Source organism: Bartonella sp. LJL80 (assembly GCF_054871565.1).
Window position 1 is genome coordinate 47174 of sequence record NZ_JBTXLM010000001.1, and the last position, 26843, is coordinate 74016.

18 protein-coding genes are annotated in these 26843 nt (G+C 50.1%); 9 read left to right on the top strand and 9 right to left on the bottom strand.

Features of this window, described 5'->3' with window-relative positions:
• The first annotated feature begins 7 nt into the window (after positions 1-7).
• The 3 genes from ACYSNS_RS00240 to ACYSNS_RS00250 are packed head-to-tail and all read left to right on the top strand — an operon-like array spanning position 8 to position 2167.
• The gene (locus tag ACYSNS_RS00240) at positions 8-1039 is read left to right on the top strand and encodes a methionine ABC transporter ATP-binding protein (RefSeq protein ID WP_461721126.1); all 1032 of its coding nucleotides are present in this window, start codon (positions 8-10) and stop codon (positions 1037-1039) included.
• Positions 1032-1691, top strand: a complete 660-nt coding sequence (locus ACYSNS_RS00245; RefSeq protein WP_461721127.1) for a methionine ABC transporter permease — start codon at positions 1032-1034, stop codon at positions 1689-1691. Before ACYSNS_RS00240 ends, ACYSNS_RS00245 begins: the two co-directional genes overlap by 8 nt.
• 38 nt (positions 1692-1729) lie before the next feature.
• Positions 1730-2167 (top strand): hypothetical protein, encoded by a 438-nt coding sequence (locus ACYSNS_RS00250; RefSeq protein ID WP_461721128.1) that lies wholly within the window; start codon positions 1730-1732, stop codon positions 2165-2167.
• Between the two features lie 185 nt (positions 2168-2352).
• Here ACYSNS_RS00250 and ACYSNS_RS00255 read toward each other — a convergent pair whose 3' ends face one another.
• A complete protein-coding gene (locus ACYSNS_RS00255; RefSeq protein WP_461721129.1) occupies positions 2353-2826 on the bottom strand; it encodes a MaoC family dehydratase in 474 nt (157 codons plus the stop codon).
• 737 nt (positions 2827-3563) lie between these two features.
• Between ACYSNS_RS00255 and ACYSNS_RS00260 the strand changes: the two genes are divergently transcribed.
• A complete protein-coding gene (locus ACYSNS_RS00260) occupies positions 3564-4886 on the top strand; it encodes an NAD(P)H-dependent oxidoreductase (protein ID WP_461721130.1) in 1323 nt (440 codons plus the stop codon).
• Positions 4887-4971: 85 nt separating this feature from the next.
• Here the strand turns inward: ACYSNS_RS00260 and ACYSNS_RS00265 are convergent, their stop codons facing one another.
• The 4 genes from ACYSNS_RS00265 to ACYSNS_RS00280 are packed head-to-tail and all read right to left on the bottom strand — an operon-like array spanning position 4972 to position 9439.
• Positions 4972-6192 carry an NnrS family protein gene (locus ACYSNS_RS00265; RefSeq protein ID WP_461721131.1) on the bottom strand — a complete coding sequence of 407 codons (1221 nt, stop codon included), beginning with the start codon at positions 6190-6192 and terminating at the stop codon, positions 4972-4974.
• A gap of 36 nt (positions 6193-6228) precedes the next feature.
• Positions 6229-7629, bottom strand: coding sequence for an NAD(P)(+) transhydrogenase (Re/Si-specific) subunit beta (locus ACYSNS_RS00270; protein WP_461721132.1), 1401 nt, complete (start codon positions 7627-7629; stop codon positions 6229-6231).
• An 11-nt stretch (positions 7630-7640) separates the two neighbouring features.
• Positions 7641-8051, bottom strand: a complete 411-nt coding sequence (locus ACYSNS_RS00275) for an NAD(P) transhydrogenase subunit alpha part 2 (RefSeq protein WP_461721133.1) — start codon at positions 8049-8051, stop codon at positions 7641-7643.
• Positions 8051-9439, bottom strand: coding sequence for a Re/Si-specific NAD(P)(+) transhydrogenase subunit alpha (locus ACYSNS_RS00280; protein WP_461721134.1), 1389 nt, complete (start codon positions 9437-9439; stop codon positions 8051-8053). Before ACYSNS_RS00280 ends, ACYSNS_RS00275 begins: the two co-directional genes overlap by 1 nt.
• Before the next feature lie 292 nt (positions 9440-9731).
• Between ACYSNS_RS00280 and ACYSNS_RS00285 the strand changes: the two genes are divergently transcribed.
• The gene (locus ACYSNS_RS00285; protein ID WP_461721135.1) at positions 9732-10502 is read left to right on the top strand and encodes a gamma-glutamyl-gamma-aminobutyrate hydrolase family protein; all 771 of its coding nucleotides are present in this window, start codon (positions 9732-9734) and stop codon (positions 10500-10502) included.
• A gap of 427 nt (positions 10503-10929) precedes the next feature.
• Here the strand turns inward: ACYSNS_RS00285 and ACYSNS_RS00290 are convergent, their stop codons facing one another.
• A complete protein-coding gene (locus tag ACYSNS_RS00290) occupies positions 10930-11949 on the bottom strand; it encodes a LacI family DNA-binding transcriptional regulator (RefSeq protein ID WP_461721136.1) in 1020 nt (339 codons plus the stop codon).
• Between the two features lie 319 nt (positions 11950-12268).
• Complete coding sequence (locus tag ACYSNS_RS00295) at positions 12269-12751, bottom strand: MarR family winged helix-turn-helix transcriptional regulator (protein WP_461721137.1); 483 nt, start codon at positions 12749-12751, stop codon at positions 12269-12271.
• Between the two features lie 171 nt (positions 12752-12922).
• Between ACYSNS_RS00295 and ACYSNS_RS00300 the strand changes: the two genes are divergently transcribed.
• From ACYSNS_RS00300 to ACYSNS_RS00310, 3 genes are all read left to right on the top strand, one after another.
• Positions 12923-13669 (top strand): creatininase family protein, encoded by a 747-nt coding sequence (locus ACYSNS_RS00300; RefSeq protein WP_461721138.1) that lies wholly within the window; start codon positions 12923-12925, stop codon positions 13667-13669.
• An 84-nt stretch (positions 13670-13753) separates the two neighbouring features.
• On the top strand, positions 13754-14860 hold the full coding sequence (locus ACYSNS_RS00305) for a CobW family GTP-binding protein (RefSeq protein ID WP_461721139.1): 1107 nt from the start codon (positions 13754-13756) through the stop codon (positions 14858-14860).
• A gap of 11 nt (positions 14861-14871) precedes the next feature.
• Positions 14872-15843, top strand: coding sequence for a WD40 repeat domain-containing protein (locus ACYSNS_RS00310; protein ID WP_461721140.1), 972 nt, complete (start codon positions 14872-14874; stop codon positions 15841-15843).
• A gap of 448 nt (positions 15844-16291) precedes the next feature.
• On the opposite strand, the gene ACYSNS_RS00315 is transcribed toward ACYSNS_RS00310, so the two are convergent.
• Positions 16292-17407, bottom strand: a complete 1116-nt coding sequence (locus ACYSNS_RS00315; RefSeq protein ID WP_461721141.1) for an alkene reductase — start codon at positions 17405-17407, stop codon at positions 16292-16294.
• Between the two features lie 164 nt (positions 17408-17571).
• On the opposite strand from ACYSNS_RS00315, the gene ACYSNS_RS00320 reads away from it, so the two are divergent.
• On the top strand, positions 17572-19857 hold the full coding sequence (locus ACYSNS_RS00320; protein ID WP_461721868.1) for a Tex family protein: 2286 nt from the start codon (positions 17572-17574) through the stop codon (positions 19855-19857).
• 324 nt (positions 19858-20181) lie between these two features.
• Here ACYSNS_RS00320 and ACYSNS_RS00325 read toward each other — a convergent pair whose 3' ends face one another.
• Positions 20182-26481 (bottom strand): autotransporter outer membrane beta-barrel domain-containing protein, encoded by a 6300-nt coding sequence (locus tag ACYSNS_RS00325; RefSeq protein ID WP_461721142.1) that lies wholly within the window; start codon positions 26479-26481, stop codon positions 20182-20184.
• Between the last annotated feature and the right edge of the window lie 362 nt (positions 26482-26843).

Sequence of the window (26843 nt, forward strand, 5' to 3'; positions counted from 1 at the left end):
AGCAAGAATGGGCTTAGCCTCCGAACCGATTATATCATTAAAAAACATCAGCCGCCGTTTCGCACAAACGGCGGCCGTTGATCGTTTATCGCTGGATGTCCAAAAAGGCGAGATATTGGGCATTATCGGGCGAAGTGGCGCTGGAAAATCGACATTGATCCGCTGCCTCAACGGTTTGGAACGCATAGACGAAGGACAGATATTTTTCGAAGGCCACGATGTTTCCCACTTTGGTGAAACGGATTGGGCACCATACCGCCAACGTATCAGCATGATATTTCAGCATTTCAACCTGCTTTCATCAAAGCGGGTGATCGAGAATATCGCACTGCCGCTCAAGCTTGCCAAAATTCCAAAGGAAAAACGCCGCGCCCGCGCTATGGAGCTGATAGAGCTGGTCGGACTTTCCGGTAAGGAACAACATTTTCCGGCCGAGCTATCGGGTGGCCAAAAGCAGCGTGTTGGCATTGCGCGGGCACTTGCAGCCAATCCCAAAGTTCTTCTTTCTGACGAAGCGACATCGGCGCTCGATCCGGAAACAACCCAATCTATCTTGGAGCTGCTTGCCGATATCAATAAGCGTCTCAATCTGACAGTGGTACTGATCACTCACGAAATGGAGGTCGTACGCACGATCGCCGATCGTGTTGTGGTGCTCAATAAAGGCCGTATCGTTGAACAAGGACCGGTGCGCGATATTTTTGCCTCACCACAGGATGACACCACCATTGCAATGTTGCGATTGGTAACGCCGCAATTACCCTTGGAGTTTGCCCGTCGCTTGCAACCGGTCGGTGATGAAGCAGTGATCGAACTCAATATTGCCGGAGATGTTGCCCGTCAACCGTTCTTGCATCTGATTGAAGCGGAAAGCGGTTTGACGCCGCGCATTCTTCATGGCGGCATTGACACGATACAGGGCGAGCCTATCGGACGGTTCTTCCTCGGTCTTCCGGCAGGTGATAAAAAACGCTTGGATAAAGCGGTGGTCTGGCTTACCAAAAACGGTCGATATTGTGAGGTTCTAGGCTATGTTTAGTGTTGTTTCCAAAGAGCTGCCGCAAGCGATATTCGATACACTGATCATGACCATAAGCTCATCGCTTCTGGCGTTGCTGATCGGCTTGCCGATCGGGCTTATTCTCTATACGACCGCACGCGAAAGTCTTTTTCCCAGCACCATTATCAATCGCACTTTAAGTGCAATCGTCGATAGTGTGCGCGCTATTCCTTTTATCATTCTGGCTTTTTACCTTTTGCCTGTTACGCGCGTGGTCGTGGGAACCGGAGTTGGCATTAAATCGGTTATTTTCGTGCTGACCATATCGGCGATACCGTTTTATGCCCGAATGGCTGAATTGTCATTTCGCGGCGTTGACAAAGGCTTGGTTGAAGCCATTCGCTCAATGGGTGCCAGTCGTTTGCAGATTGTCAGCAATGTCATTGTGCCGGAATCTTTCTCCAGCCTTGTTACAGGCTTTACAGTTATGGTTATTGCCATTATCAGCGCAACATCGCTCGCCGGTTTTCTAGGTGGCGGCGGCTTGGGTGACATGGCTATCCGCTATGGATATCAGCGCTATAACACCGAAATCATGACTATGGTTATCGTTGTTCTGATTATTTTGAATGTCGTTGTCCAATGGTGTGGCGATAGGATATCCCATAAGATGGACCGGACAAAAAGATAGTTCGTATTGAGTTTATTGATTTCGAGAGTGGGGACACCATGAATAATCGTACAAAAAAAAGTCTGTCGATGGCTTCTGTTTGCAGCCTTTTCGCAGCATCCATGCTATTAAGCGGCTGCGGCGGGCGTGAAGCCCATCCTATCTCTATTACCAATCCGAATGACAGCGTCATGGATTGCGCCGGTGTCGCACGCGAGTTTCAGGCGAATGAACGCCAGATACAGGCAACAATCAGCGAACGGAGCGGCGCACAAGGGAAAAACATGGCTTTGGGTGCAGCGGGAATATTCTTCTTCCCTGCGTGGTTTTTTATGGACCCAAAATCGCCTGAACGTGTAGAAATCGACGCATTGCGCAATCGTAATGGCGTTTTGCAGGATATAGCCCGCACAAAAGGCTGTCCAGCTATGAAATCGCAATTGAAAGATGCCTATAAGCAATTGGATAGCGCCACGCAAAGGGGCAACAATAACTGATAAAAAGGCCGGTCAACCGGCCTTTTTTTATACGGATATCCAACGTAATTCCCGAAAAGTGTGAACCCTACCCGCTGGTGGATCGGCCCAAAAGATCAATTCTTTATCCTGCTCCTATCGGATAATAATTGCGAATGGACGAGGAGCTAGAGCAAATTTGCGACTCTACACAGAATAGATCTGCCCTAATCGTCTTTCGGCGGCACCATCGAAATGATGATCCAATTGGCAACCAATGCCGGTTTTTTGACATCTTCAATTTCCAATGTCACCTCATAGTGGAACACCACCCGCCCGGAAGGTCGAATTTCAGCGTCGCTTAATACAAATCGACCGCGAACACGTGTGCCGCTTTTTACCGGGCTCATCAGCCGTACTTTGTCAAAACCGTAATTGATTCCCATCGTTGCGCCTTCAAGCTCGGGCAACGCTTCATATGCCAATGTAGACAGCAGCGATAATGTCAGGAAGCCATGGGCTATCGTGCCGCCGAAGGGCGTTTCCTTGGCTTTGGCTTCATCGACGTGAATCCATTGATGGTCATTTGTTGCATCGGCAAATTGGTTGATCATTTCCTGCGTCACCAGAAGCCATTGCGAAACGCCGACTTCTTTACCAATGGATGCCGGAATTTCTTCTACGGTAACTTTACGCGGCATAGGTTTTCTCCCTATTGTTCAAGCTTTGGCGGCTTTGAGTCCTGCCTGCAAATGCCGCAATGGTTATAAATTCTGCTGGCCTTATATCGGGCTTGCGGGCTTCATGCAATTTTTGTTTTTCATTCAGGCAATGGTGACAAATATAGCGCTTTTCGACCTGATGCTATCCGGCCGGCGCGTCTCAAGCTTTTGGTTTGTCGCGGTATCCTGTCCGATTGATGGTTCCCATCAATCGGCAACCGCTCTAAAGGACATTCAAAATAGGACGCTCGTTCATGATCACCACATCGGGAGGATAGAGAGCTTCTATCCAAATTCAATATACCGGCATCCAACACCGTCCACGATCTGCAGATTATCATGATTGATAAAATATTTTGTAATATCATGCAGCAAACGAGGCCTGCACCACTGACGGCAACGCTTCCATCTTGATGTTTCTCTTAACTCGACGTCATGGCGAAACGGAATGGAATATGCGCGGCTTTGCAAGCGGATGGCAGATGCCAGCATCCCGCTCGTCCTTATCGGTTTTGATTTCTCCAAGACAAAGCATCGTCAACGTATTGCACAATTGACCATGTTGCGACCTCTTCTTTATCAACCACAACCATGCCTGCCCTTGATTTTAAGGAAGTCGGAGATTAGACCGTTGCTTGGGATTTTATAAAATTCCTGTGCTGCCCAAAAATAAGACATCTGATTTTCGAAGATGTCTACAATCCAGTGGAGTTCCCATGACAAGCAATGTAGCCCTGACCGGTTTGGCGCGCGACCTCAAACAGCATAGCGAGCGTGGCAAACCTATTCGAATTGGCTTGGTTGGTTGCGGGGAAATGGGAACAGACCTTTTGGCTGGTGTGGCCCATATGGACGGGATTGAAGTGGCAGCTGTTTCCACCCGTACACCATCGCGGGTCATTGAAGCAGCCAACATTGCCTATCAAGAAAAAGGTCATGCACGGGAAGTCGAGAATGCGGCGGCGATGACAGAAACCATCGAAGCGGGAAAGATTGCCGCAACGGGCGATCTCGATCTGCTGTTGCAAAATGAGTTGATCGATGTGGTGGTGGATGCCACCGGCTATCCGGAAGCGGGTGCCGAAATTGGTTACAAAGCCCTGCAAAACAACAAACACCTCGTCATGATGAATGTCGAAGCGGACGTTACCATCGGGCCCTATCTGAAATATGAAGCGGATAAACGCGGCCTGATCTATACATTGGGTGCGGGGGATGAACCTTCATCCTGTATGGAGTTGATCGAATTTGTTTCAAGCCTGGGGCACAAGGTTGTTGCCGCAGGGAAGGGCAAGAACAATCCGCTGGTTTTTGATGCCATCCCTGATGATTATGAGGAAGAAGCGGCCCGACGCGATATGAATGTGCGGATGCTGGTCGAATTCATCGATGGTTCTAAAACCATGGTCGAAATGACAGCCATTGCCAATGCGACCGGCCTTGTACCCGATTGCGCCGGCATGCATGGGCCAAAGGCCGATATTGATGCTTTAAACAAGGTTCTTATCCCACAAAAAGATGGCGGCGTTTTGAGCAAGTCCGGCGTGGTGGACTATTCGATTGGCAAAGGGGTTTCTCCCGGTGTGTTTGTTGTTGCAGAAATGCGTCATCCCCGCGTTTGGGAACGGATGGAAGACCTGAAAATTGGCCAAGGCCCTTACTTTACTTTTCACCGCCCCTATCACTTAACTGCCATGGAAGTACCGCTTACCTGTGCCCGCGTTATGCTTTATGGCAAACCGGATATGGTGCCGCTGGCGCGTCCGGTGGCAGAAGTTTGCGCCGTCGCCAAAAAAGACCTTCAACCCGGCGACAAACTTGATTTCATCGGCCTTTATACCTATCGCGCATGGAATATGACCGTTGAAGAAGCGCGCCGCGAACAGGCTATCCCCTGCGGTCTTTTAGAGGGGGCCACGGTTACGGCACCTATTAAAAAGAACGCACTGATTACCGAAAGAAATGCGGCGATTAATGAAAAACAATGGATAGCCCGCTTGCGTGCAAAACAAGATGCATTAATTTACGGACAAAGCTGATACTCGGGTCAGGAAGATGCGAGAAAACAGAGTGAAGAGTGGATCCGTAACTCTATCAAAAACGGATTCACTCTAGGGCCTGGCCCTAGTTAGGTTGGCGCTGCATGCGTGGTTTTGTCAGAATGTTCCAATAGAGCAGTACAAAACCGCAGAAAGCAACCATCCATAATGTCCCGGATAGGTGCAGCATCGCCATATTATTATCAGCGATACCCGCAATCAAGCGCAGACACACCGAAACAAACAGGCTGCAATAAACTATAACGACAGGCCATGAAACGCTGAGAGGCCTCCCCGCATGGCCGAGACTGGCACGCGTCATGACGGCAATGGTCATCATGCCTATGCCACCCGCCATCCAAAGATGTTGCATCGGCGCACGGCCACCCGGTATGATGTCAAATTCACCCAAAGTCAGGGCAATAAACCCCAGTGGAATAAACAGAAACCCCAAGTGAAGCACCCATACAAGCGGCTCTTTCAGCGCTAGCCATCCGCGCCAACGGTAAAGGCGATAAAGGTTGGCAAGACCGCTGATACCACACAATACGGCAACTTCGCCGGTATCGGGAAAGATAACCCATAAGATCAATGTGATAGCAGTCAAAACCATGATTGCCTGATCGAGCCTGTCATGGGGCGCGGGCAATAGGGTGCTGTTATTCTTTGCCAGCCAGTTGCGTGTAAAACTTGGTATGATACGGCCACCGACAAGGGCGATGAGGAAAACGGCAATGGCCAAGGCCCAACGTGCACCATAACCGTCGGCTGCAAATTGTCCGTCGAATGCCTCAACATCGAACAACAGATTGGCACAAAACAGCATGGCCAGCAGAATGAGGATTTTGAGGTTGCGCCAATTTTTTCCGGCAATAATCTCACGTCCGATGGCGCATGTGAAAATCAACGGAAAGGCCAGATCGAGTGTAACGACAACCATTGGCGAAAGATAAAGCGAAACAGCCATAGCAAATCGTCCGATTAGCCACAGACCAACCAGAGCGGCAAGAGGCCAGCCCACAATCGGAAAACGCCCGGTCCAGTTGGGAACCGCCGTCATCAAAAAACCGGCAATAACTGCCCATAGATAGCCAAAAAGAAAACTATGGGCATGCCAGGAAAACGGGTCAATGGCAATTGCCAGTACGTCTCGCCCAGAAAAAAGCAATATCCAGCACAACAGACTCACCACTGCCCAGATGCCTGCAAGCAGAAAGAAAGGTCGATAGCCATAGCTCAAAAGTGCGGGTCCCCGCCAAGCTCTAATCTGTTGTGCAGAAGTTGCCATATCATCAATTCCCTTCATGAAAAAAGCCGCCTTTGCAGGCGGCCTTTCATGCTTCTAGTCCATTGCCTTGACAATACTTTCGACCATTTTTTTGGCATCGCCAAAAAGCATCATCGTATTGTCACGGAAGAACAGTTCGTTTTCCACGCCCGCGTAACCAGAACCCATACCGCGTTTCAGGAATAAGACCGTACCGGCTTTATCAACATCCAAAATCGGCATGCCGTAAATTGGTGAAGTCGGATCGGTTTTTGCAGCCGGATTGGTCACGTCATTGGCACCAATGACAAAGGCAACATCAGCGGTTGCAAATTCCGAATTGATATCTTCCAATTCAAAAACTTCATCATAAGGAACATTGGCTTCTGCCAAAAGTACGTTCATATGTCCCGGCATACGGCCGGCCACCGGATGGATGGCATACTTGACTTCCACACCCTCGGCTTTCAGCTTGTCTGCCATTTCGCGCAATGCGTGCTGTGCCTGCGCGACCGCCATACCGTAACCCGGTACAATGATCACCTTGCCTGCGTTTTTCATGACGAAAGCCGCATCATCCGCCGAGCCTTGTTTGACGGGGCGCTGCTCGGTTTCACCAGCACCAGACGGGCCGGCACTGTCGCCGCCAAAGCCGCCCAGAATGACCGAGATGAACGACCGGTTCATACCCTTACACATGATATAGGACAGGATAGCACCAGAAGAGCCGACAAGCGCGCCGGTGATGATCAATGCCATATTGCCCAGTGTAAAGCCGATACCGGCTGCCGCCCAACCGGAATAGGAATTGAGCATGGAAACAACAACCGGCATATCCGCCCCGCCAATCGGGATAATCAGCGTGATACCGATAACCAATGACAAAAGCACAATCAGCCAGAAAACAAAATGGCTTTCCGTGCCCACCAATATGGCGATGAGAATGACAATGGCAGCTGCCAACGCTATATTGATGAGGTGGCGTGACGGCAAGATAATCGGTTTGCCTGACATACGACCATCAAGTTTCAAAAAGGCAATAATGGAGCCGGTGAACGTGACTGCACCGATTGCAACACCCAATGCCATTTCAACCAGTGCACGGCCATGGATAGAACCGATTTCGCCGATACCGAAAGAATGGGGTGAATAGAGCGCACCAGCCGCCACCATTACAGCTGCCAAACCGACAAGCGAATGGAAAAAGGCGACAAGCTGCGGCATGGCTGTCATGGCGATACGACGGGCAACTACGGCACCAATGCCGCCACCAATCGCAAGACCGACAATGATCATCACCAAGCCACCAAAGCTCGGGCGCGCCAGAAGCAAAGTGGTGATGATGGCAATGGCCATACCAACCATGCCATACGTATTGCCTTTACGGCTGGTTGTGGGATGCGACAGACCGCGCAATGCCATAATGAACATGACACCGGAAATCAGATAAAGAAAGGCTGCAAAATTAACACTCATAACTCAACGCCTCACTTATCTTTTTTCTTATACATGGCCAGCATGCGCTGGGTGACGAGAAACCCGCCAAAAATATTGACGCTTGCCAAGACCAGCGCAATAAACCCGAATGTTCCCGCAAGGCCCGACGCTGAAAGGCCGACAGCCAACAAAGCGCCAACAACAATCACCGAAGAAATGGCGTTTGTGACCGCCATAAGCGGCGTATGCAGGGCGGGCGTCACCGCCCAGACAACATAGTAACCAACGAAAATTGCTAGAACAAAAATCGCAAGTTGGAAAATAAACGGGTCGATGACGCCGCCACTGGCAGCGTGAAGCGCCTGTGCTGTGCCGTCACCAATCTGGCCTCCGGCATCACGCACGGCGGCAATGGCCTGTTCCAAGCCTTCAAGGGCTTTATCGAGAGCCTCTTTTGCCATTATTTGGCTCCTTTATCTGTTTTGGTTTCAACCGGCTTGGCCGCAGGTTTTTTTGCTTTTGATGGCGCTGCTTTTTTTGCCGTATCTGCAGGCTTGGCTGTCACTTTCGGCTGTGTCGCAGCCGCTTTTGCCTTTGGTGCGGTCGCCGTCTTTTTTGCGGCCAATTTGGTTGCCGCAGGCTTTGTGGTTGTCTTTTTTGCGGCAACGGCCTTTGCAGCAGCTGGCGCCGATGTCTTTTCAACCGCTTTCACCGCCGTATCTTTGACAAAGGCTGGGTGCACCACTGCGCCATCATGGGTCAGGACGGTAGCTTTAACCAGCTCATCATTGAAATCGATTGCCAGTTGCTTGGCTTCCTTATCCGTCAAAATGTCCAGAAATGCGAAAAGATTGCGCGCATAAAGCTGTGACGCAGTGGCGGCAATACGCCCCGGCACATTGGTAAAGCCGACGATTTTTACACCTTCAACCTCAACCACCTGATCGGCAACCGCACCTTCAACATTGCCGCCGCGCTCGACTGCCAAATCGACAACAATAGAACCTGCCCGCATCGACTTCAGCATATCCTTTGTCACAAGCCTTGGTGCAGGACGCCCCGGGATAAGAGCTGTGGTGATGACGATATCCTGTTTGGATATATGATCGGCTGTCAAAGCGGCCTGTTTGGCCTGATATTCTTTTGACATTTCCTTGGCATAGCCGCCAGCGGTTTCTGCGGCTTTGAACTCTTCGTCTTCGACCGCAATGAACTTTGCTCCAAGCGAAGCTACCTGTTCCTTGGCGGCGGGGCGAACATCATTGGCCGTGACTGAAGCACCCAGACGACGGGCTGTCGCAATCGCCTGTAGTCCGGCAACCCCTGCCCCCATCACGAAGACCTTGGCAGCAGGAACTGTTCCAGCCGCGGTCATCATCATAGGCAATGCTCTGTCATAATATTCAGCTGCATCAATGACGGCTTGATAACCGGCGAGATTGGCCTGCGACGACAAGACATCCATAACCTGCGCACGGGTAATGCGTGGCATGAATTCCATTGTAAATGCTGTTAAACCTACCTTGGCCATGGCATGAACGTCATTTTCATGACCATAAGGGTCAAGCATGGCAATAAGCACAGCACCCTTTTTATAGTGGGCCAATTCTGCTGTCGAAGGACGACGCACCTTGAGTAGAATGTCGGCTTTTTTAGCGTCGCTTGCACTCACCAACGAAGCACCGGCATCAATAAATTCCTGATCGGAAATACGCGATTGCGTTCCCGCGTCTTTTTCAACCAGCACCGTATAGCCGAGGTTCACCAGTTTTTTGACGGTTTCGGGAGAAGCGGCAATGCGTGTTTCTCCTTTCGCCGTTTCTTTGGCTACAAAAATAGTTTGGGCCAAGTGTTGTCTCCTTTTGTCCGGGGAAATTTTCGCGCTCGTTCAAAGCCGCTTCCCCAAATTCCATAACCAATGCCGGATTTCATCATTTCGATCATTCGAAACACATTATTGTTACCTAGAAACATCGCGTTTTTCCAGTGATTTATGCATTTTGTCATCTGTCGCACCGATGTTTTTGCAAGAAGCGGTTAACATGGACAAATCAAAGGCTATGAGAGCCATTTGACATTCGTCAAATTTTCTCCAAACATAAGCGTTCATTTGCGACAAAAGGGAACATCAAGGAAAGAAAATGTCGGCCGGCTCCAAACCTCTCATCGCAGTGCCCGCGGATTGTCCTTACTTCGACGGATATGTCTGGCATGGTGCCCCCGAACAATATCTGAAAGCTGCGGCAAATGTCGCCCTTGTGACACCGCTCATTGTACCATCCTTGGGAAACGACATCGACCTGAATATGGTTCTCAATGCCGTGGATGGCGTGTTGATTACCGGTGCCAAATCCAATGTTGAGCCCCACCATTATGGCCGTAAAGCGACAAAAGAATATGAGCCTTTCGACCCGGCCCGCGATACGTCCTCTTTGGCGCTTATTCGCGCAGCACTGGAACGTGGCTTGCCTTTACTGGCGATCTGTCGCGGCATACAGGAACTCAATGTTGCATTGGGTGGCACCCTAGCACCTGCCATTCAGCAAATTCCCGGCAGGCAGGATCATCGCGCGCCGCAAACCGATGATAGCGATCAAAAATTTGCCATCCATCAGCCAGTTGATATCCGCGATAATACTTGCCTTGCCGCGATTGTCGGCGAAGGCGAAATCATGGTCAACTCAGTTCATCAGCAGGGCATTGATGCGCTGGCCCCCCGCTTGATTGTCGAAGCAACCGCGCCCGATGGCACGATCGAGGCTGTCAGCGTCAAAAATGCCGATACATTTGCAATCGGCGTGCAATGGCACCCTGAATATTGGGCCGAGAGCGATGCACCCTCGAACAAGATATTCAAGGCTTTTGGCGAAGCTGTTCATCGGCACAAGATGTTGCGCATCGGAGCGCTCTAAAGGGCTGCAGCAAACGCTCAACCACGCATTGGCTGACCAGGGTCAGGACCTAGGCTGTAGTGACATTTTATGGAATGGCGGCACCATAGATAAAATTGTCCTGTTTTAAGCGCGACAAGGAAAACATGTGGTGCATATTTGACGATGGGCGACGATAAACAGGACAATTTTGGCATGACCCTAAAAGAGTTGGTGCAGAAATTTTCAAATTGTCACCACCGCCTAGAATGAATCCGTTTTTGATTGAGGCATGGATTCACTCTAACTCTTTGTTTTATCACATTCTCCTAATACAAAAGCTGCTCCAACTTTTGTTGGAAATGCTCTAGAGCAGATTCATTTTATGTTGAGTCGCAGATCTGTTTTAACTCTTTTTTCTATCGCATTTTCCTGACACAAAAGTCTGTCAACTTTTGTTGGAAATGCTCTAGCGATCTCTGGCTTTACCGGTAGATTGTCTGATATGCAGCTCCGGTTTGATCAGGTCATGGCCGTTTTCAACCTCAACCCCATTGAGAAGATCAAGCAGTGCGCGCGCCGCGCGACGGCCAACCTCTCGCTGGCCATTCCAGACCGTGGTCAATGCCGGTGTGGCAATGGCCGCTTCTTCTAGATCGTCATATCCGGTAACCGAAATATCTTCTCCTGCGGCGAGACCGGCGCGGGCAATGCCGTTCATGAGACCGATTGCCGTCAGATCGTTAAAGCAGACGGCTGCTGTCGGTTTATCTTTCAAAGCCAGAAATTGCGGTGCCACTTCAAAGCCGGCCTGCTTTGTCCGTGGCCCTTCAATGCGCCATTGCGGATTGACATCAAGGCCTGCGCGTTCCATCGCATGGATATAGCCTTCATAACGGTCGCGACCGGTTGACGTAAAATCAGTCCCCCCCACCATGGCAATCCGTTTATGGCCAAGCGAAATCAGATGGTTGGTGGCAAGTGAAATGCCATAGGCATCATCACCGCGGAAAACCGGCGCATCAACCCCATCGACGTGGCGGGCAACAAAAACAACCGGCAAACCATTATCTTCCGCCATCTGGATATCGGCAGCAGGCGTGCCGATTGCCGGTGACATGATAACGCCGTCAGCACCAAGCTGCAGCAGTGTTTCAAGAAAATTTCTTTGCTTGTCGAGCTGGTCATAGTGGTTGGACAAAATGAATGTCTGACGCGACCGATCCAGTTCGGTTTCGATAGAACGCAAAATTTCGGCAAAAAATGGATTCATGATATCGTGCACAACAACACCGACAATGCCCGAACGCGACGTCCGCAGGCTTGCCGCCCGCCGATTATAGATATAACCGATTTGGCGCGCATAATCCTTGATTTTCTCACGGGTATCATCCGCGACAAGCGGGCTGTCACGCAAGGCCAATGAGACTGTGGCCGTTGAAACACCCAATGCATCGGCTATTGTAGAAAGCTTGATCTTTTGTGCCAACGGGGTTTGTCCTTCTGCGATAAAATGATCTGGCCGTTATACATAGCGTCAACGGTGACAATTTCCTAGCAGTTACCCAATAAGCGCACAAAAACATGCCGTCATAGCGCTTATCCAGAAGCAATAACATACTGGATTCACGTGATACAATTTGGTCTTCGTCTTGATGTCTGGGGAAAAAACGTCTCTTAAAAAGCAAAAGCCTATGGCTGTGAAAAAATGATCCGATGAATCATTTTGTTCGTGTTATCCTTTTATACGTAAATCCTTCATGGAAAAGGAATGAGCGTCAATCATATCCTGTCCCATTAAAGTTCCTTTAAAGACTATCTGTTTCGGATTGTTCCAAACGAAATAAAGGTGTTGCCAGGCGTCCATTCAAAAGATTGGTTTGTACCCGGTTGAGCATATCGAGCAATGCATTGTATTCTTCCTGCCCGAAACCACTTAACGCATCACGTTCTGTTTCAAGAATGGCCGATTTGATCAATTCCACAGCCTTCCGACCGTTCTTTGTAAGAAAGACGTGAAGTTGCCTTTGATCTTTGCTCGAACCACGCTTGGTTACAAAACCCTGTTCCTGCAAGCGGGCAATCGTTTTGGTAACAGTTGGCGGTTTGACGCCCAATTGTTTCGCCAGCACACCGGGTGATTGGCCATCTTGCGCGGCCAAGGACAGTATAATACGGTCTTGCCCGGCATAGAGCCCATGTTCATTGAGGCGATGAGCCAAAGATGTTCTCATCATTCTGGCCGCGGATTGAACAACATCCAGCGCCAGCTGTTGGTTATTAACTAGCATAATATATATGTCTCCCCGAAGACGATGCGAGAGTGTTCGTTATTCTCTCACAAGGACTATCAAGCAGATTCGCAGGAAAGGCGCAAAACATTGATTTTGATCAAAGCTATTGCAAAATACAAAAGTTGTGAATAACCAATCAAAAGCAAGATTTTATCCAAGGATAAGACGGTGGATGAAAAAAAAGAAATAATCAGTATTCTACCTTTAGGCGCACATGAATATCACGGGCCTCATTTACCTTTGGATACCGACACGATTATAGCAACGGCATTTGCAGAAGCGCTTGCGCGTTTCGCAGACAGCAGACATGCAATATCTGTCTGCCCGACACAGAATATCGGTTACTCAATCGAGCATATGGACGAAGAAGCAACCCGCACGCTGACATTTTCGCAGGCAGTGGAACAATGGATTGCTCTTGGCGAGGCGTGTTACAAAAACGGCAGCAGCAAATTGCTGATTCTGAACGCTCATGGTGGCAATTCGGCATTGATGAGCATTGTCGTGACGGAGCTGCGCTGTCGTTTACCGATGCTTGCAGTCGCAACCAGCTGGAGCCGTTTTGGGCTGCCGGATGGCTTGTTGAGTGCGGAAGAAAAACACCTCGATATCCATGCAGGATTTATCGAAACCTCGCTCATGCTTTATCTTGCACCAGAAACCGTCACCATGTCGAAAGCGGAAAATTTTCATAATCGTCAGGCCGATTTCATTGAGACTTATCAATATTTGCGCGCCTATGGCCCGCAAGCTTTCGGTTGGAAAATGCGTGATCTCAACCCTAAGGGAGCCGCAGGTGATGCAACCAAAGCCAATGCCGATGCCGGTAAATTGATATTCGACCATGCTTTGGCGGGATTATCCGGTTTACTTTCCGATATGTTCCGCTTTAATCTCGACCTCTTCAAACAATAATGTCGCGACAGCGGTGGAAATGGTCAAATGCATCGCTTATATCGAAACGAGTTTCTATAATCCTGTCATTGGAAAGGTCATGCTATGAGCGAGACTGAAAACACTTCGCGCAAAATTCCGGTTACCGTTCTGACCGGCTATCTCGGTTCTGGTAAAACCACTTTGCTCAACCGTATCCTGAGTGAAAACCATGGCAAACATTACGCCGTCATCGTCAATGAATTCGGTGAAATCGGTATCGATAATGATCTGATTGTCGAATCCGATGAAGAAATCTATGAGATGAACAATGGCTGTATCTGCTGCACAGTGCGGGGCGACCTGATCCGCGTTGTCGAAGGTCTGATGCGCCGTCCCGGCCGTTTCGATGCCATTATTGTTGAAACAACGGGGCTTGCGGATCCGGTTCCAGTAGCACAGACATTCTTCATGGATGATGATGTGCGTTCAAAAACCCAGCTTGACGCAGTTGTGGCACTGGTCGATGCGAAACACTTACCGCTAAGGTTGAAGGACAGCCGCGAGGCGGAAGACCAGATTGCCTTTGCCGATGTTGTCCTGTTGAATAAAACCGATCTTGTCAGCCCCCAAGAACTGGCCGACGTCGAGGCAACAATCCGGGCGATCAATCCAACTGCAATGGTTTATCGCACCGAACGGGCCAATATTTCTCTGGATAAGGTTCTGGATCGTGGCGCGTTTGATCTTCAGCGCGCTTTGGAAAATGATCCGCATTTTCTTGATCATGACGAGCCGGGGCATGTTTGCGGGCCGGATTGCGACCATCATCACCACGGTGAGCATGAACACGATCATCACGACCACGACCATCATGATCACCATGACCATGCGCACGGACACGATCACGAACATCACGTGCATGGTGCAGCGCTGCATGACATTACCGTCACATCGGTATCGCTGCGCACGGGCGAGCTTGATCCGGCGAAATTCTTCCCATGGCTCCAACAACTCACACAAAGCCAAGGGCCCAATATTCTTCGTTTGAAAGGCATCATCGCTTTCAAGGGTGACGAAGATCGTTATGTCGTGCAAGGTGTGCACATGATTTTGGAAGGTGATCACCAGCGTCCATGGAAAGATGGCGAAAAGCGTGAAAGTCGTTTGGTTTTCATTGGTCGCGAGCTTGATGGTGAAAAGCTGAAAGCCGATTTTGAAAACTGCGCATAAGGGAGTCCTCCATGCCGACGATTGCCCCGCACGATCTTGATAGCCATTGCCTGCTGGCGGGCTTTGTCAATGACCAAGCTTTTTTTGTTTCTGCTGCCGGACAGATTGCGATTCTGGGGCAGGATGCTGCCACTGTTGAAGCCCATGCCGGAATTGCGTCGGCAGTTATCGGGCATGATGGAAAAACCATTCTGACCGGCGGTGAAGATGGCCGCATCTGCCAGACCGGGCCTGACGGTGTCTGTCATGAACGGGCGCGGCAAGACCGCAAGTGGATCACCTCGATCGCGTCTGGCCCGCATAACGCTTATGCGTTTGCTTCGTCGCGCAAAGCGTGGGCGGATAGTGGCAATGGACTTCGCGAATTTGAGCATGAACGCAGCGTTGAGGGGCTTGCTTTTGCCCCCAAGGGTCTGCGTCTCGCAGTTGCCCGTTATAATGGTGTGACATTGCATTGGCTGGGCTCGGATGCAGCGCCAACCGAACTGACGTGGAAAGGTGCCCATTTCGGGGTGACATTTTCGCCCGACAACCGCTATGTCATTTCCGCGATGCAGGAAAACGCCCTGCATGGCTGGCGTCTCTCCGACGACCAGCATCTGCGTATGAGTGGATACCCGACAAAGGTCAAAAGCTGGTCATGGAGTGCCAAAGGCAAATGGCTGGCAACATCAGGCGCTGCCGCAGCCATTGTATGGCCTTTCCAGTCCAAGGATGGCCCGATGGGTAAAGCACCGCTGGAATTGGGTACGCGTGGCAATGCCATGGTAACCTGTGTTTCCTGTCACCCGAGTGAAGACATGGTGGCTATCGGCTTTGATGATGGATTGATTTTATTTGTACGCTTCGTGGATGCCAAAGAAGTTTTGTTAAGACGCTCTGGTAAAGGTGCCGTGTCGGCCATGAATTGGGATGCCGCAGGGCATAGACTGGCTTTTGGCTGCGAGAGCGGCGAGGCCGGAATTATCGATATCACGTCTTAGAAAAATCAACGTCGTTGAACAAAAAACCATCCGGTGATGACGGATGGTTTTTTCGTCATATATTGATCGGCTCATAGAGCGCTATTCGACCCGATGCTATCTGCCCGGCGCGTCTCAAGCTTTTGACTTGTCGCGGTATCTTATCCGATGGATCTTTCACCTCAATCGGGAACCGCTCTAGAGCGCTTTTCGACCCGATTACATCAGGCCGACGCTCTCAAGCTTTTGACTTGTCGCGGTATCTTGTCCGATGGATCTTTCACATCAATCGGGAACCGCTCTAGAGCATTTCCAACAATATTTGATAGGTGTTTGTGTGCAGACAAAACCTTAGACAAAGAACCAGAGTGAACCCGCTTTTGATCAACACACGGGTTCACTCTGACCTTTTCTTTTTAGCTATCTCCGGAAGGAAAATGTCCTTCAAATTTTTCAGGACATATACGCATCAACCGAAAAACGGATAATCGGTGTAGCCTTTTTCATCACCGCCATAGAAGGTCTTTTGGTCGGCTTCATTCCAAGGTGCATTCTCCTTGATACGACGCACCAGATCCGGATTGGCAATGAAGGGTTTGCCGAATGAAACAAGGTCTGCATAACCCGATGCAACTGCAGCATCCGCCATATCCCGTGTATAGCCATTATTGACCATCCAAGCGCCTTTGCCGCCGCCATCGCGATAAACCTGCTTCAAACGCAGATAGTCAAATGGATAAGAGGCTTCCTGATAATTTCTGTCGCCCCCTGTCGCGCCTTCAATCAGATGGATAAACGCCAGATCATAGGCTGCAAGTGCATCAACAAAATAATCGAAAAGCGGCTGGGGATCGGGATCATGCGCATCATTTGCCGGTGTCACCGGCGAGATACGAATACCGGTTCTGCCGCCACCAATTTCAGCGGCAACAGCTTCTGCAACCGCAAGAGGAAAACGGGCACGGTTTTCAATCGAGCCGCCATAATCGTCATGGCGCTGATTGGAATCCGCGCGCAAAAACTGGTCCAGCAAATAACCATTCGCCGAATGGATTTCGACCCCGTCAAACCCGCCAATATCAACCGCGGCACGTGCTGCCTTGCGGAAATCATCGACAATGCCGTCAAGCTCTGCAACTTCCAAAGCGCGTGGTTGCGATGTTTCAACAAAAGCACCCTTGCCGTCATCGCCTTTAATATAGGTTCTTCCCTTGGCCTTGATAGCTGACGGAGCAACAGGAGCGCCGCCGCCGGGCTGCAGGGAGCTGTGGGATATACGGCCGGTATGCCATAGCTGGGCAACGATTTTCCCACCTTCCTGATGGACGGCATCGGTCACCTTGCGCCAACCATCCAGCTGCTCCTTTTCATAAAGGCCGGGGACATCAATGTTGCCCTGCCCCTGTTGGCTGATGGCCGTTCCTTCAGAAACAATAAGGCCAGCCGTTGCACGTTGGCGGTAGTAAAGTACATTCAATTCATTTGGCACTTCACCAAAGGCACGCGCCCGCGTGAGCGGTGCCATCACGATGCGGTTTGCCAGCGAAAGAGAGCCTGCCTTGATAGGATCGAATAACGTTGTCATGGAAAAGCCTTTCAAGCATTTTAATCATTGTTCATAAGAAAGATAGGAATGCACACAGCGTTTACAAAGGAAAAAAATTCTAAAACCGGCTTCATCACGCTATTGTGGTTGCGTTATGCGTGGTGATCCGTAAGGTCGGGACCAATACGAATCTGGTGAATATGATGACACACATTGCGCAATTTATTTGCAAAACAATTGCCGCTGAAATCGGCGCACGTACGGAACAGGTCAATGCCGCAGTCGGTCTGATTGACGAAGGTGCGACAATTCCCTTCATTGCCCGATATCGCAAGGAAGTGACAGGCGGGTTGGATGATACTCAGTTACGCACCCTTGCCGAGCGTCTTTCTTATCTGCGTGAAATGGAAAGCCGTCGCGAAACCATCATCCAATCCATTCGCGAGCAGGGCAAGCTTACAGAAGAGCTCGAAACGGCGTTGACTAAGGCTACAACGAAGTCAGAACTTGAAGACCTTTACCTTCCCTATAAACCGAAGCGTCGCACCCGTGCGCAGATTGCGCGGGAAAATGGCTTGGCGCCATTGGCTGAAACAATTTTGGCGGACCGCGGCCAAAATCCGGCAGACCTTGCCAGTGCCTATCTCAGTGAGGCAATTACCGACATCAAAACCGCGCTTGACGGTGCGCGCGATATTATCGCCGAAGAAATGGCTGAAAACGCCGAGCTTTTAGGCCGTTTGCGCCATTACATGCAGGCCAATGCACTTTTGCATGCCCGTGTTATTGATGGCAAGCAAGAGGCCGGCGCCAAGTTTTCAGATTATTTCGACCATGTAGAAAAATGGAACAATGTGCCCAGCCATCGTGCCTTGGCCATGTTGCGCGGCCGCAATGAAGAGATTTTGAATGTCGATATAGAAATTGACGAAGATTTCCCTGTCGCACAAAAACCGGTATTGAAATTTATCAAGGACGCCTATCAGATTGGTGCGTCATTGCCGGGCGATCTTTTTCTTTCCGATGTCGCGCTCTGGGCTTGGCGCGTCAAGCTATCACTCCATTTGTCGCTGGATCTTATGCGTGATCTGCGTGAACGCTCCGATGAGGAGGCTATACGCGTTTTTGCCCGCAACCTCAAAGATCTTTTGCTTGCAGCACCTGCGGGATCGCGCGCCACAATGGGACTTGATCCGGGCATCCGCACCGGCGTGAAAGTCGCGGTGATTGACGGTACCGGCAAATTGTTGGAAACGGCAACCATCTATCCTTTTCAACCGCGCAATGATGTCAATGGAGCACAGGCTGTGTTGGCTGCGTTGATTTCACGCCACAAGGTTGATCTCATTGCTATCGGCAATGGCACTGCAAGCCGCGAGACAGAAAAGTTGGTTGCGGATCTTCTCAGCATGATCCCAGCGCCAAAACCGACCAAAGTCATTGTTTCTGAGGCAGGCGCATCTGTTTATTCTGCTTCATCATTGGCAGCGGCAGAATTTCCTGACCTTGATGTGTCCCTGCGCGGTGCGGTGTCCATCGCCCGACGCCTGCAAGATCCGTTGGCAGAACTCGTCAAGATAGAACCGAAATCGATCGGCGTGGGGCAATATCAGCACGATGTCGATCAATTCCAGCTTGCCCGTGCGCTTGATGGCGTGGTGGAAGATGCGGTTAATGCTGTCGGTGTTGACCTGAATACGGCATCGGCCTCATTATTGGCGCGCGTTTCGGGCCTCGGTTCATCGCTCGCTGAAGCGATCATTGCTCATCGCAATGAAAACGGTCCGTTCAAAAGCCGCAATCTTTTGAAATCGGTGCCGCGGCTTGGTGCTAAAACGTTTGAACAATGTGCCGGCTTCTTACGCATCCCTGATGGGGATGAGCCGCTTGACGCCTCTTCCGTCCATCCAGAAGCCTATAGCGTTGCCCGCAAAATCGTATCGGCTTGCGGACGCGATCTGCGCGATTTGATGGGAGATACCGCCAAGCTGAAGCAAGTCGATCCGCGTCAGTTCATGGATGAACGTTTCGGCTTGCCGACAATCAAGGATATTATCAGTGAATTGGAAAAGCCCGGTCGTGATCCGCGACCAGAGTTTAAAACGGCAACCTTTGCTGACGGTATCGATGATATAAAAGACCTCAAACCGGGCATGGAATTGGAGGGCACTGTTACAAACGTCGCGGCATTTGGGGCGTTTGTCGATATTGGTGTGCATCAAGACGGTTTGGTCCATATCTCCCAACTGGCCGACCGTTATGTCAGCGATCCGCACGATGTTGTAAAGGCCGGAGATATCGTCAAGGTCAAGGTGGTGGAAGTCGATGCCGCGCGCAAACGCATCTCTTTGACAATGCGCAAGAATAACGATGCCATGCCATCACATACGGCACGGGATAAGACACCCCGCGCCAAACCGGAAAAACCCGTTTCCCAACAGGGCAGTTTCGGTTCGGCACTTGCCGATGCGTTCAAGAAAAACCGCTAGAGCAAGTCTTCTTAATATTGAACCATCGATTTGCTCTAACTCTGTGTTTTACCGCAATTCTTATCCAATAGGAGCAGGATAGAGAATTGATCCAGTGAATCGATTCTCCTGCGGATGCGTTTCACATTTTTCGGGAATTGCTCTAGAGCGTTTTTCGACCTGACGCTATCCGCCCGTCGCGTCTCAAGTCTCTGATTTGTCGCGGTATCTTATCCGATTGATGATTCCCATCAATCGGATACCGCTCCAATCTGGCGGAAACCACTTTCGACAGCGCGTAAAAAAGGCCGATCAATGACCGGCCTTTTACTTTGCTTGTGATAATCAGAATGACCGCCGGAACCCGAAGGTTCCACCGTAACTATAGCTGTCGCCAAAGTTTTCGAGACTGGAACGGGCTTCAACCTCGCCGTAAAGCGCATATTTGTCATTACCCCAGTTGTAAGAACCGCCGAAGCCCAAACCACCGGACCAGCGGTCTGGACTGTTAAACACTTGCAGTTCAGAAACTTCCACGCGGCTATCGCCCAAGCTTTCATAATAAAGATTGGCAATGCCGTAACCATAATAACGACGCATGTCGCCCTTGACACTCGTCCAAGCATTTTCCTTGGCCAATGCCAATCCGGCACGCGTCACCAAACTGTCACCGCCGCTCAGCTGGGATATTTCAGCTTCCATTTTATCTTGGAAACTGCTCATATCGAACTTCGACCACTGGATTTGCGCCTGTGGTGTTATCGCCCAAAGCTGGTTGAGCTGGAAGGCATGTCCGACTTCCGCCGAGAGCGCATAGCTTACACCCCGTGCATTGTCCTTACCGTCCAGATCGGTCCAATCCGATTCAATATCTGTTTTGTAGAACGTTACCGCACTTTGCAAATCGACATAGGTTTTGTTCGCGCTATACCATGTCAAAGTACCGCCGAAGCCGATACCGTCCGGCTTCAACCGGCCAGAGCCATAGATAGAGCCACGCACCTTGGATTCCCCCGTACGATAATGCACTTCCAACCCGCCAATCCAGCTATCTGTTGCATTCTCATCGTTGATCTGGAAATCCACACCGGCTTGGAAATTCATATATTGGCTGGTGCTGTGAGCACCTGCAAATGACCGTCGCGGATCGGCACGGGAACTGGCACCTTCCCAACGTACCCACAAACCACGCCCCTGCGCATTCAAAGCCGTCGGCGCAGATACGGAAAGATCGCTGCTTGTTTCGCCAAAATTATTGCGATAGCCACCGGCATTTTCACCCGGTGTGATCCATTGCCGATTACCGACACGCTGCTGCAATGTCGGCAATTTTGCCAATTCCGTCATGATGACCGGATAGGCTTCGTAAACCGGTATCGTACTTTTATAGAAGGGATGGTACGGGCCCGATCGCAAGTACCAATCATTGGCCCAGTCCTGATCAAGGTAAACATCGGTCATAACGGCCGGATTGGTTGTGCCGGGGCTGCCTTTTTCAAGACGATAGACATAGGCCGAACCGTAAATCATCACCGCACCACGACCATCAGGTGTTGCCTGATAGGTCTGCGATTTGCTGGAAATGATGAAGGCATCATCGGTGGTTGTGGCGCCATTTTTGGAATCAATAACCTTTATACCGTCATAATAGGTGTAAGCGCCGGGTCCGCGTTCGCCGTGGCCATTGATCACCAAAGCGGTTGTGCCCGAAGCATGGCCGCCATCAAGGATGATCTGGTCAGACGGCGCGATATTCCACCAGTCCCGATCGGTTTCCAAATAGCTATCCAACCAGATTTCGCCGCCCGCACCGACATAATCACCCTTAATGGTAAAGCGATCGCGATAAGCGGCAGCGCCACGGTCGTAAAGCCCGTCAGGTGTCGGAGTAAGATCAATGGCACCGGCATTGGTAACCACCAGATTACCCACCGCAGACACGCCGAGATTGGAAAGATTACCGGCATAAATACGACTGGTCTTATCAATCGTGAGCGTGCCATTCCGGTCGAGTGCAATGTTTCCGGTCAGGTGCAATTGGGTGTTTTGCAGTGCGATATTTTCCCATTGATTGCCAAAATTCACCCCGCGTGAAAGATCATCCTGATCAAACGAACCGCCTGAGAAAGTCGCACTGTCGGGTAGAACACCGAGATTGGCCAGAACAAGAATATCGCCATCGCCGCTAGAGCCTTCGGCACGCGAAAAGCGTGATGTGTCAATTCCAAAACCACCATCAATCCGCGCTTTGTTGTTTTCACCGCCACCCATTGTAAAGGAGCCATCCCAAGCACCGGCATCCCAAATCAGCGTGTCCGATCCCTCGCCGGCATTGACGACACCGCGAACCGAGCCGGCAGCGGCGACATTGCCGGTAAACATCAAAAGATCATCATAGTTGGAGCCGCGTACCGCAAGCGTATCGCGATTGGCCGCCTGCAATGTTCCGATATTATAAAACTTTACACCGCTGATACCTTCTCCCGCAGTCGACGTACGGTTGGCAAGATCAACCAACAGCGCATTGGTGCTATCAGAGCGTATTGTACCGGCATTGACTGCTTTATAAGCAGTGCCGGCAAGCCAACCGACATTATGGGCAGATGCATCCATGGAAACAGTTGCTTCATTATAAACAAAGCCGCTCGTATTGGTGCGCAAACCAATACCATTATCGGAAACGTTGACCGTATACCCCGTAGACACGGCTGTATCGTTGGTTAGAAGATTGGCAAGGCCGCCATTGGCATCCGATGCGCGGAAATCATAACCAACAGCATTGCCGCTGACATTGATCGTTACAATAGAGTTATTGTCGGTCAATGCCATGTTCTTATCAAGAACCTTGTCAACCAAGGCAACGGCGGTGCGAATACCGGCGCTGTTGCCGCCAACATTGATTTCAGTTTCATCAAAAGAAATATAATTGGTTTCCGAACCATTTTCCACGCCGTTGCCAGTGCCCTGCACATCAATACGGTTAACGCCGATGGAAACACCGGCAGCCTTGCCATGTTGCCGACCAAGACTGTCGGTATAGGCCGCCGCAAGTTCGATACCGTTTGCTGTACCTTTTGCAACGATAGCATCGTCAATGCCGCCGCCGCTCTGCCACAACACGTAAGCGCCATTGTCGAGAAGCAATCCCGCCCGTCCATCATCGACGACAATATTGCCTTTATTTTCGACCTGCGCGGCAACCACCGCTCCCGCCTCACCCTCGACGTGGATGCCGACACCGCTGCCGACATGGATGTCTTCGTGGTTCTGCAATCGCCCATGTTCAAGGATGTGGATACCGGTGTTATTTTCACCGTTCATCAATTCGATATTGCCATAATTGGCCAACAAGCCACCGTTTCGGGTGATAAAGCCGGTGACATCTTCGCCAATACCGGTACCGTTGCTACCGTCGCCGGTTCTCACATCGGCATAATTGGTAAGAGTTGTCTGGCTTAAACCGTTTTCGCCATTCCACTCGACTACTTTACCGGAGGATGTTTTGACATAGCTTTCATCAATCAGCTGGTAACGCCCGTCAACGACGCCGCCAATCGAATTACGGCCATTCAATAGAATTTCCGTTGCCGTACCGTTTGCTGAATTTTCAGCATCCGATATGGTGCCATTTGCGCCACCACCGATGAAAACGCCGATCGAACCGCGCCCGTCAAGAATAAGCCGGGCGTCATTGGTTACAACTTTTGTCGGATCACCGGCAATCAGATTGCCCGCGCGGTTTCTGTTGGGGCCTACACCAACGATCAATGTGGAATAGGCAGCATCTGACGATGCCTGCAACGTTTGCCCGCGGCCGATAAATTCGGCACCTGCTTCAATACGGAACAATGTCGAAGCCTGGGTAGAAAGCGTCAAACTATCGGCAAGATTTGTAATGCTGGAGCTTGTCGAGCCATCGGTTGAACGACCATAGATGAAATAGCCAATCTGGTTGGCATCAACGTTTCCCGTCATGATGTTGCCATCGGCATCACGCAACGCAATTTTGTTACCGCTCGAATCGAGTTTGTAAACCGGACGTCCATAAACATCATAAGACGCTATTTCATATAATGTACCGGTTGGATTGGCGGTGTTGATTTCTGCTGTCGAGGCAATGGACACTGTAGCACCCATACGCGCATGGACGCCGATAACACCGTAGCCGGTCATGTTGACCTTGCCATCAAGGTCGATCAAGGCATCGTCACCATCGGCATATACACCGTAATTGCGATAGAAAACGTCCTGACCGTTTATCTTGCCCTCGAAGCTTTCACCGATATTGATCACGCTGGAGCTGTCAAGCTTTACATAGGTCCCACCCAACCCGACATAGTTGCCTGAACTGTCAATGGTATAATCGATAGCGCCAATACCGGTAGAATTCATACCATCCACATTGATCGTACCATTATTGGTGACAGTTCGGTTTCCACCCTTGGCGCCATTGCCAACGGCCCGAATGCCATAGCTCATATATTGGCGGAATCCATTGCTGACATTCCATCCACTTTCAATATTGATAACACCGTTATTGGTGATACTGGCGGCATTGGTTCCTTGCACCATCTGCATACCCACGACGCCCTGGGTCTGCGCACCGATATTGATGGTAGCGCCGGCGGCGTTTTCTGCATTGCCTTCTGCCAGGATGATACCGTAACTGTTGGCAGCAGTTCCTTGCCCGCCGGTCTGGGTTTTACCGATATTGATAGAACTGCCGCTTTCATTGGTAAATTTGGCATCCTTATTGTTCATACGAACGCCATTACCGTAGGCCGAGTTGATTTCGCCGGTATTCACCAGCGTTTTTTCTCCCGTCCCTGCGAGCACAACACCATCATATTGCCCGTTTACCGTACCGCTATTTGTCAGAGCGATTTTTCCAGAACCCACAACATTGATTCCCTGATAGGTACCATTGACCGTCCCCTTATTGACGATCTGACTGACCTCGCCGTCGGAACGGCCATTTTCCACATAAATACCAACAGAACCCTGCAATGTGCCGGTTTCAGCATTGATAAATGTTTCGTTGTTTTTATCGGCATTGACGCCATTGAGGCCGCCGCCATTGATGATGTTGACCGCCGTATTTGAATTGGCAATAATTTTGCCTTCATTGCGGCCGGTTGCGCCATCCAACAGCACTGTCGCATCCTGACCAGTGACATTTAATGTGTTGTTTTCGGCGATTATGTAACCGCTTTTATCGCCATATGCCTTGATACCCAAGCCACCTGTCAGATTGATGGTCGAATTATCCGCCTTCATCTGAAAGACAGACTGGTTGACATCAAACAATATGTTTGTGGCAGGATCATACCAAGTATAACCATTCTGAATCAGAAGCTCGTCGCTCGGATCAAGAAAACCGGGATTATTGACCTTCCACTGCTTGCTCTCATTGGCCGCTTCCGGCGGGTCTGACGGATCATAGCGAAACGCCTGATTGATTGCCGTATTGTATTGATTTTGGTTCAACATCCACGTCTGATCGCCGCTCTTGAGAACCGAGACAAGATAATCATTGTAAGCCGCAATATTGGCGGCAGTCTTCTCGGCATCTAATATCTGTTTTGTAGAATCTTCAGGATCCGGCTTGGTGGCACGGATAGTGAAAACACGGCCATCACTTGTTGAAACCGTAGCTGGAAAATTCTTGGGATCAGATGTCGGGTTAATAACATTGATATTGACATATTTGTCCTGCGGGTTGGTGTATTCCTCCGCACTAAGATCAATATTGGTCACACCTTCATGTACCCAGTTGAGGGTTGAATTGTCTTCAGCCATAAAGATTTTGCCGTATTTGACACGCGCATCAAGATTGCCGTCGATATCAATATCGAGCTCACCGCCACCCTCGACTTTTGCGAGATTCAAACCGGGATTGTTACCGATGACTTCCAGCTTCTGGCCGCCTTGCCCATCGGGCACCATGTGGTAGTCCGGCGCATAATAATTGTTGCCAGCCGATATCTTCCAACCTGAAGGACTGATCGAACCGTTGGCGCTGGCCTGCCCTGATGTATAAACGTTGAAATTCTTATAAACGTTCACATTAACGTCACTACCGGTGATTTGGTCCTTCGCAACGATTGTTTCCATTGAACCACGATAGACACCTTCAACCGTATTACCTTTAATCGACTCGCGATAGGCATTGAAAGCATCATATAGTTGCTGTTGGGTCTTACCATAATTTGGATCAGTCGGATCTGTGGCGACGATAAAGTCGGCTGGTGTCAAATCATTCCATAATAAAGGATCATTTTCCTCAACCTTGGCGCCACTATCGACCTGCGAAAAATTTCCCTCAAGCCGTACCTTGTCACCACTGACAATGGCTGCACCGGCATTGCCCGAATTGCCATCATTATCGACAGCGTTAAGCCCGTTGCCATCATTCAGCTGACAGGTGCCGCCTCCTGTCACACTTGTTCCGCTACCAACCCAATTGCCGGACGAGCTGCAATTTGATGCTGCATCCGCCTGCATTGCACCTCCAGCGAGCAAAAAGGCTGGCGCCATCAACAAATGAACACCTACTGTCGCGATCATTTTTAAAGGAATGGATTTACGCCCAACTACAATAGCTGACGCACTGGCCCCAGCCAGCAAACGACTTTGATCGCGCATGTAAAAACCCCTGCATGTAGACCCAATGACCCAATAGTAATACGCGACACGATGTCGGTGCGGCGCAAAACAACGCATGACTTATAACGTTTACAGACACAATGAACAAGAGTCGTAAAGGCGATCAATGCCAAATTGGGACAAATTTAAATTGATGTGCCGATTATGACACAATATTATTGTCCAAATCGTATAATTGGTTATTACAACTTTTACGTTTAAAAATATTAATCACAACCTTATTGAATTACAATTCTTTATTTGCCAGCTAAATTATCAACTATATTTAAGCAATAAGAATTCTGCATGTGTATTTCGAAAAAACCAAAAAAAATACAACAGCTTATTTCACCGGTCGCTAT